The 9,735-nt window shown below is 62.1% G+C and carries 11 protein-coding genes; 2 read left to right on the top strand and 9 right to left on the bottom strand.

The annotated features are described in order from the left end of the window. The 4 genes from ACILRA_RS14105 to rpsL form a co-directional block, all read right to left on the bottom strand. The coding region (locus tag ACILRA_RS14105; RefSeq protein ID WP_395662730.1) for a GTP-binding protein at positions 1–256 on the bottom strand (256 nt) is incomplete at its 3' end. Between the two features lie 24 nt (positions 257–280). After that, positions 281–2,353: an elongation factor G gene (gene fusA / locus ACILRA_RS14100; RefSeq protein ID WP_395662729.1), complete on the bottom strand. Its 2,073-nt coding sequence runs from the start codon at positions 2,351–2,353 to the stop codon at positions 281–283. A gap of 21 nt (positions 2,354–2,374) precedes the next feature. After that, on the bottom strand, positions 2,375–2,845 hold the full coding sequence (gene rpsG, locus ACILRA_RS14095; protein ID WP_336910133.1) for a 30S ribosomal protein S7: 471 nt from the start codon (positions 2,843–2,845) through the stop codon (positions 2,375–2,377). A gap of 18 nt (positions 2,846–2,863) precedes the next feature. Continuing rightward, complete coding sequence (gene rpsL / locus ACILRA_RS14090) at positions 2,864–3,235, bottom strand: 30S ribosomal protein S12 (RefSeq protein WP_111200369.1); 372 nt, start codon at positions 3,233–3,235, stop codon at positions 2,864–2,866. Between the two features lie 449 nt (positions 3,236–3,684). Here rpsL and ACILRA_RS14085 point away from each other — a divergent pair, with 449 nt between their 5' ends. Both ACILRA_RS14085 and ACILRA_RS14080 read left to right on the top strand, forming a co-directional pair. Further along, positions 3,685–4,095: a VOC family protein gene (locus ACILRA_RS14085; RefSeq protein ID WP_395662728.1), complete on the top strand. Its 411-nt coding sequence runs from the start codon at positions 3,685–3,687 to the stop codon at positions 4,093–4,095. A gap of 71 nt (positions 4,096–4,166) precedes the next feature. Beyond that, positions 4,167–4,913, top strand: coding sequence for a sulfite exporter TauE/SafE family protein (locus ACILRA_RS14080; RefSeq protein WP_395662727.1), 747 nt, complete (start codon positions 4,167–4,169; stop codon positions 4,911–4,913). Positions 4,914–4,933: 20 nt separating this feature from the next. On the opposite strand, the gene ACILRA_RS14075 is transcribed toward ACILRA_RS14080, so the two are convergent. The 5 genes from ACILRA_RS14075 to ACILRA_RS14055 form a co-directional block, all read right to left on the bottom strand. Continuing rightward, a complete protein-coding gene (locus ACILRA_RS14075; RefSeq protein ID WP_395662726.1) occupies positions 4,934–5,338 on the bottom strand; it encodes an outer membrane protein in 405 nt (134 codons plus the stop codon). 68 nt (positions 5,339–5,406) lie between these two features. Next, positions 5,407–8,082 (bottom strand): valine--tRNA ligase, encoded by a 2,676-nt coding sequence (locus ACILRA_RS14070; RefSeq protein ID WP_395662725.1) that lies wholly within the window; start codon positions 8,080–8,082, stop codon positions 5,407–5,409. A 106-nt stretch (positions 8,083–8,188) separates the two neighbouring features. Further along, positions 8,189–8,542 (bottom strand): PilZ domain-containing protein, encoded by a 354-nt coding sequence (locus tag ACILRA_RS14065; protein ID WP_395662724.1) that lies wholly within the window; start codon positions 8,540–8,542, stop codon positions 8,189–8,191. Positions 8,543–8,660: 118 nt separating this feature from the next. Then, entirely contained in the window at positions 8,661–8,951 is a 291-nt protein-coding gene (locus ACILRA_RS14060; protein WP_395662723.1) for a PilZ domain-containing protein, read from the bottom strand. 104 nt (positions 8,952–9,055) lie between these two features. Then, positions 9,056–9,457, bottom strand: a complete 402-nt coding sequence (locus ACILRA_RS14055) for an NUDIX hydrolase (protein WP_395662722.1) — start codon at positions 9,455–9,457, stop codon at positions 9,056–9,058. Positions 9,458–9,735 lie beyond the last annotated feature (278 nt).

The raw sequence follows: 9,735 nt of genomic DNA, 5'->3' as shown, positions 1-9,735 counted from the left end.
CGTGGCCAGGGCAATCGACGTGGGCATAGTGACGGGCCTTCGTCTGATATTCGACGTGGGCCGTGTTGATCGTGATGCCGCGGGCGCGCTCTTCGGGCGCCTTGTCGATCTGGTCGTAAGCCGTGAACGTCGCACCGCCCGTCTCCGCCAGAACCTTGGTGATCGCTGCCGTCAGCGACGTCTTGCCATGGTCAACGTGACCAATCGTGCCAATGTTGCAGTGCGGCTTGTCGCGGTTGAATTTCTCTTTGGCCATCGGATGTCTCCGTTCTCAGCTTGATTAGGCGTATTTCTTTTTGATCTCTTCGGCCACCTGGCCCGGAACCTGGGCATAGTGGTCGAACTGCATCGTGTAGGATGCACGTCCCTGGCTCATAGAGCGCAGGTTGTTGATGTAGCCAAACATGTTGGCAAGCGGCACCAGCGCGTTGATGATGTTGGCGTTGCCGCGCATCGAGGTGCCGACGATCTGGCCGCGGCGGGAGTTGAGGTCGCCGATCACGGAACCGACAAACTCTTCCGGAGACGTCACTTCGACCTTCATCATCGGCTCGAGCAACACAGCGCCAGCGTTTTCGAAGGCTTCGCGCATCGCAGCGCGGGTGGCGATTTCGAAGGCGATCGCGGAGGAGTCAACCTCGTGATAAGCGCCGTCGATCAGCGCAACCTTGAGGTCGACGACCGGGAAGCCGATCAGCGGGCCAGAGGACAGAACCGAGTTCAGACCCTTTTCGACGCCGGGCACATATTCCTTCGGCACCGAGCCGCCGACGACGCGGGACTCGAAGGCGTTACCAGCACCGGCTTCGTTGGGTTCGATCTCGAGGATGACGCGGGCGAACTGGCCCGTACCACCGGTCTGCTTCTTGTGGGTGTAGTCCTTGGTCACCTTGCGGGTGATCGCCTCACGGTAGGCAACCTGCGGTGCGCCAACCTGAACTTCGACCTTGTGGGTACGCTTCAGAATGTCGACCTTGATGTCGAGGTGAAGCTCGCCCATGCCCTTGATGATGGTCTCGCCCGACTCAGAGTCGGTGGAGACGCGGAAGGACGGATCCTCGGCAGCGAGCTTGTACAGCGCCACGGCCATCTTTTCCTGGTCGCCCTTGGTCTTGGGCTCGACCTTCATCTCGATGACGGGATCGGGGAATTCCATCTTCTCGAGGATGACGGGCTTGTTGGGATCGCACAGCGTGTCACCGGTGCGGGTTTCCTTGAGGCCCACGAGAGCGACGATGTCGCCGGCATAGGCTTCCGCGATTTCCTCACGGTTGTTGGCGTGCATGAGAACCATGCGGCCGACGCGCTCGGTCTTTTCGCGGGTAGAGTTCAGGAGTGCCGTGCCCTTGTGCAGGACGCCGGAATAGATGCGGCAGAAGGTCAGGATGCCGTACTGGTCGTCCATCAGCTTGAAGGCGAGGAGCGACAGCGGCTCGGTATCCGACGACGGGCGCGTGGTTTCTTCGCCTGTCTTGGCGTCGATGCCCTTAATGGCCGGACGGTCGAGCGGCGACGGGAGATAGTCAACGACCGCGTCGAGCAACGGCTGCACGCCCTTGTTCTTGAAGGCCGAGCCGCACAGCACGGGGAAGAAGGCGCCGGTCAGAACGGCCTTGCGCAGCAGCCTCTTGATGGTCGGGTTGTCGATTTCCTTGCCATTGAGATAATCGTCCATGGCCTGGTCGTCGAGTTCGGCGCAAGCTTCGATCATCTCGGCGCGGGCCTGCTCGGAAGCAGCAAGGAGGTCGTCCGGAATGTCTTCGTCGTGGAACTTGGCGCCCAGCGCCTCGTCTTCCCAGACGACGGCCTTCATGCGGACGAGGTCAATGATGCCCCTGAAGTTGGTCTCGGAGCCGATCGGCAGCTGGATGGGGACGGGACGCGCACCGAGACGCTCCTTGATGTCCTTGATGCACTGCTCGAATGAAGCGCCGGTCTTGTCCATCTTGTTACAGAAGACAATGCGCGGAACCGAGTACTTGTCGCCCTGGCGCCACACGGTCTCGGTCTGGGGTTCAACGCCCTGGTTCGAGTCGAGCACGCAGACAGCACCGTCGAGCACACGCAGCGAACGCTCGACTTCAATCGTGAAGTCCACGTGGCCGGGTGTGTCGATGATGTTCATCCGCTTGCCGTTCCAGAAAGCGGTGGTGGCAGCTGACGTGATGGTGATGCCGCGCTCCTGCTCCTGCTCCATGAAGTCCATGGTGGCAGCACCGTCGTGCACTTCGCCGATCTTGTGGCTCTTGCCGGTGTAATAGAGGATGCGCTCGGTCGTCGTCGTCTTGCCGGCATCAATGTGAGCCATGATGCCGAAGTTGCGATAGTCCTCGAGGGCGTGAACGCGGGCCATAATCTTAGTGTCCTGTATCTCTTACCAGCGATAGTGCGAGAAGGCGCGGTTCGCTTCCGCCATCTTGTGGGTGTCTTCGCGCTTCTTCACGGCAGTGCCGCGGTTCTGCGAGGCATCGAGCAGTTCGCCCGACAGACGGTCAACCATGGTGGTCTCGTTGCGGTTGCGGGCCGCGGTGATGATCCAGCGGATCGCCAGCGCCTGGCGGCGCTCGGTGCGGACCTCGACGGGCACCTGATAGGTGGCGCCGCCCACACGGCGGGAACGCACCTCGATGGCCGGAGCGACATTGTTGAGGGCGTCGTGGAACACCTGGATGGGGTCCGCCTTGGCCTTCGCCTGGATCTTGTCGAAGGCGCCGTAGACGATGCCTTCGGCAACCGACTTCTTGCCCTCATACATGAGGTTGTTCATGAACTTCGAGACGACGAGATCGCCGAACTTCGGATCCGGATTGATTTCACGCTTTTCGGCGCGATGACGACGCGACATTTTCTGATCTCCCCGATCTTACTTCGGACGCTTCGCGCCGTACTTCGAACGGCGCTGACGGCGCTTGACGATGCCCTGCGTGTCGAGCACGCCGCGGATGATGTGGTAGCGCACGCCCGGAAGGTCCTTCACGCGGCCGCCGCGGATCATGACCACGGAGTGTTCCTGGAGGTTATGACCCTCACCCGGAATGTAGCTAACGACTTCGAAGCCGTTGGTGAGGCGAACCTTTGCCACCTTGCGGAGCGCCGAGTTCGGCTTCTTCGGCGTGGTGGTGTAGACGCGCGTGCAAACGCCGCGCTTCTGCGGGCAGGCCTGCATCGCCGGGACCTTGTTACGATAGGTCGGCGCCTGGCGCGGCTTGCGAATAAGCTGGTTGATCGTCGGCATTGTGGCCTGGTCTCTACCTTCGAACCCGATTGCACATAAAAAAAACACCAGCGTGATCCGGGCTCTTGGATCGCGCAGTGCTCCAAAACCAGAGGACCCTAGAACCGGCAGGGCTCTCAGGGTCTTGACCTTGAATGTTTTCTCTTCGCTGCCCTCGAAAGCGTTTCGTTGCGCGGAGCACCGACTGCCTGCCGTTGGGAAGCGTGCGGATATCTACAGAGGGGAGCGCGCGCCGTCAACCCCAATTTGCGGGAAAATCGAAGCTTTTGGGGGCTGCTGAACGGCTTTCGCAGCCAAATTGTTGCGGCGCACACCAAGAATAGCTGTTCTTCAGGCCATCCGCCACAATCCATCCCGGTCTTGCCACACGGATGCCGGGTTCAGCACTGATTCTCTCAACCCACGGCGACTGAACCCCCTTCCCCCCTGAACCAGAAAGGGAGAATCGCATGACATCCACGCCGCTCAAGGTCTGGTGGCACGAACTGAACACCTGGGAGCCGGAAAAGGCTCGCCACTTCTACAACGAGACGCTGGGCTGGGACTTCCACCCCACCACCTTGCCGGATGGCACGCGTTACTGGGTGGCCCACAAGGAGGGCCGCGCCGTGGGCGGCATCTTCCAGCTGACCGAGCCCGAGTTCGAAGGCATCCCGACCCATTGGATGACTTACCTGGAGGTGGAAGACATCCTCGCAGCCCAGACGCGTGCCGAGGAGGCAGGGGGTGAAATCCTCCGGCCGGCCTTCCGCCTGCCGGGTGTCGGGCGCCTTTCGGTGGTCTGCGACACGGCGGGGGCCATCATCGGGCTGATCCAGCCTGACGGCCAGATCCCGCAGGGCCGTCCGCCCGTCCACTAGTTCGGGCGGAACTGGCTCTGTCAGGGCGCAGCAATTGGGCATTTCCTTCCAGCATCGAAGGAATTGCCGCCTTGACCCCTGCCGACCTCCTGCCGCTTGCCGCCGCCTCGGCTTTCATTTTTCTTGCCGCGATCGTCAGGGGTTATTCGGGCTTCGGCTTCTCGCTGCTCTCCATCACGGCGCTATCTCTTCTTTTTCCGCCCGCGCAGGTGATCCCGGCCATATTCCTGCTCGAGGTGGCGGCAAGCCTTCATCTGCTTCCCTCCATCTGGCGGCAGGTGCATTGGCGCTCCCTCGGGCTTCTGATGGTCGGAGCGGTTGCCGGAACGCCGCTTGGCGTCCACGCGCTGGCGAATTTCCCCCAGGCGCCGATGACGCTGGCGCTATCGGTCTTCGTGCTGACGGCGACCGCCCTGCTGTGGCGCGGCTTCTCTCTCACGAAAATGCCCGCCGCCCCGGCCACGCTGGCGGTGGGCACCGCCACCGGGCTTGCCAATGGCGCCTTTGGCATGGGTGGCCCGCCAGTGGTGCTGTTTTACTTTGCGAGCCCCGCCGGCCATGCGGCAGGCCGGGCATCGCTGATCGCCTATTTCCTGTTCACCGACCTTGTCGGGCTGGCCTTCCTGGCGAGGGAGGGGCTGGTCACCAGCCAGTCCGGCCTCCTGGCGCTGGCCTTCCTTCCCGCGCTGGCCGCGGGCGTGTGGCTTGGCGCCAGGAGCTTCAAGACCGCCGACCCCAAACGCTTCCGCCGGATCGTGCTCGTCGTACTGGCGGGGCTCGCCACCATCACAGCAGTGAAGGCGCTGCTCGCCCTGTGAGACAACCGGCGTGAAGCCGGTTATTGGCCGTTGAAATGGTAGGAGACACCCATCCTCAAGGTGTTCGTCTGAAGCTCATTGTCGGATTCAAGCCTTTCAGCCCCGTCCCGCACGAGAGTCAGCTTTTCATTATCATACCAGCCGTACAGATATTCCGCCTTGACCGACACCCTGTCGGTGGCGAAGTACTCGACGCCTGCGCCAACCTGCCAACCGGCATGGCCGATGGAATCATAGCCGCACTGGGCAGAGGCTGAAAACGCCTCGCAATTGGTGATCTCGATTTCCTCACCGGTGGCGCTCAAACCGCCGGTCGCGTAGATCAAGGTGCGCTCATTGGCCAGCATGCCGAGGAGGACCTGCGCAAAGCCTAGTGATGCCTGGCGCGCGTTCCGACCAGCTGGAATCACCTGGTCGAAAAGCACGCGCGCAAGATCAATTCCTTGAGCATGATCTTATCGCAAAAGTGGTTTCCACTTTTGGCGTTCATGCTCTAACCCAGCCGCGCCAGCGCCTCGTCGACCTTCGCCTTGCGGGCAGAGAGTTCGGTCTTCCTGTCCCGGCTCTCCTCCAGCACCTCGGGCGGCGCCTTGGCGACGAAGCCGGGATTGTTGAGGCGGCCATCGATGGCGGCCACATCCTTGGCGATCTTCTCGAGTTCCTTCGCCAGCCTTGCCTTCTCGGCGCCAAAATCGATCACGCCTTCGAGCGGCAGCGCCACAGTGGCCTCGTCCAGCACGATCTGCGCGGAGGCCTTCGGCACCTGGTCCTCAAACGAGAGGGATGAGAGCCGCGCCAGCCGCATAATCTCGTTTTCCCAGCCATCCGCCCGGCGGCGCGTCTCGCTGTTGGCACTGACGATCACGCAGGCGATCTTGGCGCCGGCGGGGACATTCATCTCGGCGCGCACTGAGCGCACTTCGGAGATGAAGCGGATGACCCATTCCATCTCAGCGTCGGCGGAGGGATCGCCCACACCCTTGTAGGAGGGCCAGTCAGTCTCAATCAGCCATGTGCTGCGCTTGCCCGTCTGCTGCCACAACTCCTCCGTCACGAAAGGCATGAAGGGGTGGAGCAGCAGCAGGATCTGGTCCATCACCCAGGCGGTGGTGGCGCGCGTTTCGGCCTTGGCGGCCTCGTCCGTGCCGGTGAGGATCGGCTTGATGAGTTCGAGATACCAGTCGCAGAACACGTTCCACACGAACTGGTACAGCGCAGCTGCTGCCTCGTTGAACTTGTAGTCGGCAAGCGCCTGACGCACGGAAGCCTCTGCCCGCGCCGTCTCGCCCGCGATCCAGCGGTTGACGGTCACGCGCGCGGCGAGTGGATCATAGTTCGGGTCATGCGCCACGCCATTCATCTCAGCAAAGCGCGCGGCGTTCCACAGCTTGGTGCCGAAGTTGCGGTAACCTTCGACGCGCGACTTGGCGAGCTTGATGTCACGCCCCTGTGCCGCCATGGCAGCCAGCGTGAAGCGCAGCGCATCCGCGCCATAGGCGTCGATCAGTTCCAGGGGGTCGATGACGTTACCCTTGGACTTCGACATCTTCTGGCCCTTCTCGTCGCGGACCAGCGCATGGATGTAGACGGTGTGGAACGGCACTTCCTTCATGAAGTGCAGACCCATCATCATCATGCGGGCAACCCAGAAGAAGATGATGTCAAAGCCGGTGACAAGAACATCCGTCTTGTAATGCCGCTTGAGTTCCGGCGTCTCCTCCGGCCAGCCCAGCGTCGAGAACGGCCAGAGGGCGGATGAGAACCAGGTGTCGAGCACGTCCTCGTCGCGCGTCAGCTCCAAGCGTGAACCATAATGGCGCGCGGCTGCCTCCAGCGCGGCCGTCTCCGTCTCTTCCACGAACACTGTGCCGTCGGGCCCATACCACGCGGGGATCTGGTGGCCCCACCACAGCTGGCGCGAAATGCACCAGGGCTGGATGTTGCGCATCCACTCGTAATAGGTCTTCTCCCAGTTCTTCGGAACGAAGCTGGTATCGCCCTTCTCCACCGCGGCGATGGCGGGCTTGGCCATTTCGGCAGCGTTCACATACCATTGCTCGGTCAGCCATGGCTCGATCACCACGTCGGAGCGGTCGCCATGCGGCACCTGGTTGGTGTGCGGCTCGATCTTGTCGAGAAGCCCCAAGGCCTCGAATGCCTCGACGATGCGCTTCCTTGCCTCGAAGCGGTCAAGCCCGTGCAGCGCCATGGTCTCGGCGGGCACCTGAGAACCTTCGAGGAAGTCGGCATTGCCCTCGAGCGTCACCTTGCCGAATTGATCGAGCACGTTGATCTGCGTCAGATCATGGCGCTTGCCCACGTCGAAGTCGTTGAAGTCATGCGCGGGCGTGATCTTGACAGCGCCTGTTCCCTTCTCCGGGTCGGCGTAGTCGTCGCCGACGATGGGAATGAGACGGCCCACCAGCGGCAGGCGCACCATCTTGCCGATCAGATGCTTCAGCTTCTCGTTCTCAGGGTGAACGGCAACGCCCGAGTCGCCCAGCATCGTCTCAGGCCGCGTCGTGGCGACCACGATGAATTCATCCGTGCCGTCGATCGGATAGCGGAGGTGCCAGAGCGAACCCTTCACCTCCTTCTGCACGACTTCGAGGTCGGAGATGGCGGTCAGGAGCTTCGGGTCCCAGTTGACCAGCCGCTTGTCCTTGTAGATCAGCCCGTCCTTGTAGAGCTGCACGAAGACCTTGAGCACCGCCTTGGACAGGCCTTCGTCCATGGTGAAGCGCTCGCGCGACCAGTCGCAGGAGGCGCCGAGGCGGCGGAGCTGGCGGGAGATCGTGCCGCCCGATTCTTCCTTCCATTCCCACACGCGCTTGAGGAAGGCCTCGCGGCCCATGCTGCGGCGGTCGGTCTTGTTTTCCTTCTGCAGCAGGCGCTCCACCACCATCTGGGTGGCGATGCCGGCGTGGTCGGTACCGGGCTGCCACAGCACGTCCTTGCCCCGCATGCGCTCGAAGCGCACAAGGATGTCCTGGATGGTGTTGTTGAGTGCGTGGCCCATGTGCAGCGAGCCCGTCACATTGGGCGGCGGGATCACGATGGTATAGGGCTCTGCCTTGGGCTTGCGGCCCGGCTTGAAGAAGCCCCGCGCCTCCCACTCGGCATAGAGCCGGGCTTCCATTTCAGCGGGCGTGAATGTCTTCTCAAGCATGGGGCAACCGGCATCCATTTGATGATATGGAGCGCCTTAAACACCAGCCGGACCGCCCGCGCAACCGGGTGTGGCCCCCTGGCGGCGAGGGAGACCGGCGTTTCGATCAGAGAAGAAGGTGGGGCGCGGGTCTCGCGGGGGTGAGGAACTCAACCCCGAGCTCACCCGGCCTGCGCCAGACGACGCGCACATAGCGAACCTCGCGGATGGCGAAGAACATCAGTTGCAACTCATTGGGGAGCAGGCCGGTCTGCTCGCAGGTCAGGCGGGCGCCAGTCTGGGAGATGTCGCGGATGATGCAATCATAGACCGAGATATTGTTGGGAAGAATGAGCTTGCCCTTCTTCAGGATCCTGCTCCGGGCTGATGCGCGCCGCTCCACCTGGTCCGCGTCCGCGGGGCAACCTGCCGCGCGCATCCAGTTTGCGGCTTGCTGTGCGTGATTACCGGGTCCGTCCATGTCCAGCTCCACCTCTGCCAGGAGGCCCCCGACCCAGTTAATGGAATCGCAACCATCCTGCACAGTGCTTAACTGACATAACGTCAGGTAGCAATACGGAAAAGAGAACAACCTATGGTTATTCGCTTCCGGTATCCTCCGCGGTAACGAAAGCAACGCCCGCCATGGCGTCCTTTCGCCAGACGACGCGCACCTCCCTCACCTCGCCATCGCTGATATTGGAAAGCCTGAACAGCCTGGGGAGAGTCGAGGCGTGCTCGATCTGGAGCCTTGCGCCCTCATCCGACAAATCCCGGATCACACAATCGAGAACTGTTTTGTTGTCGTGCAGAAGAGCCTTGGCGCGCTTCAGCACGCGCCTGCGGAGCGACCTGCGCTTCTCGATGATGACATTCGCGGCACTGCACATCGCGTCCACCAGCAAATGATTTCACCAGATGAGCATATCGTACCTTACGCTAGGTTGTGTCAAGGCCCAGTTACGAACGCGCACTGCCCGCCCGGCGCCGGGAGCTATTCGAGCTTGCGGATGATGTCCTTCAGTTGCGGTTCGTCCACAGCTTCGGCGGCTTCGGGAACCGAAAACCATTGCAGGATTCGCTGACCCTGCTCCGGCCATTGCGGGTGCTGCACCATCTGTTCGAGGCCGAAGACCTCCACCCGGCAGGGCTGAACGCTGCCATTGTCCAGGCGCTTGCCATAGTCGAACGCGCCGATGGGCTTCTTGCTCATCTGACCGCCAAGCCCGGCTTCCTCATAGGCCTCACGCGCCGCGGTTTCCGCAGGCGATAATCCCTTGATGGGCCAGCCCTTCGGAATCACCCAGCGCCCCGTGTCGCGGGAGGAAATCAATAGCACCTCGCGTCCAGCGCCGGCATGGCGCCACGGCAGTGCCGCATATTGTTTCCTGTTCACCACACCAGTCCAGAGCAATTGATTCCCTGCTTCATATGGGAGGTCATAGCGCAATCAGCAATGTAACAACAGATTGGTTCACGGCAGGTTTCCGTTTGCCACGGGTGGCAATCCGGCGCATTTCCGGCTAAGCCTTGCGGCCATGGCAAAATGGCCACCGCAGATGCCAGGGCTCCCGGCCGAGGCCGATGTCCTGGATTTCATCCAGTCCTCCCCATCGATCGTGGGCAAGCGCGAGATCGCCCGGCATTTCGGGCTCTCGGGCGCGGGCAAGGTCG

It is taken from the genome of Aestuariivirga sp. (assembly GCF_044239095.1).
GTDB lineage: Bacteria > Pseudomonadota > Alphaproteobacteria > Rhizobiales > Aestuariivirgaceae > Aestuariivirga.
This window is presented reverse-complemented; position numbering and strand designations above follow the sequence as displayed.

What these genes read in the sequence shown, in the direction of transcription:
- fusA (WP_395662729.1), bottom strand. Translation starts at nt 2,353, where the DNA reads ATGGCCCGCGTTCACGCCCTCGAGGACTATCGCAACTTCGGCATCATG.
- rpsG (WP_336910133.1), bottom strand. Translation starts at nt 2,845, where the DNA reads ATGTCGCGTCGTCATCGCGCCGAAAAGCGTGAAATCAATCCGGATCCG.
- rpsL (WP_111200369.1), bottom strand. Translation starts at nt 3,235, where the DNA reads ATGCCGACGATCAACCAGCTTATTCGCAAGCCGCGCCAGGCGCCGACC.
- ACILRA_RS14085 (WP_395662728.1), top strand. Translation starts at nt 3,685, where the DNA reads ATGACATCCACGCCGCTCAAGGTCTGGTGGCACGAACTGAACACCTGG.
- ACILRA_RS14070 (WP_395662725.1), bottom strand. Translation starts at nt 8,082, where the DNA reads ATGCTTGAGAAGACATTCACGCCCGCTGAAATGGAAGCCCGGCTCTAT.
- ACILRA_RS14065 (WP_395662724.1), bottom strand. Translation starts at nt 8,542, where the DNA reads ATGGACGGACCCGGTAATCACGCACAGCAAGCCGCAAACTGGATGCGC.
- ACILRA_RS14060 (WP_395662723.1), bottom strand. Translation starts at nt 8,951, where the DNA reads ATGTGCAGTGCCGCGAATGTCATCATCGAGAAGCGCAGGTCGCTCCGC.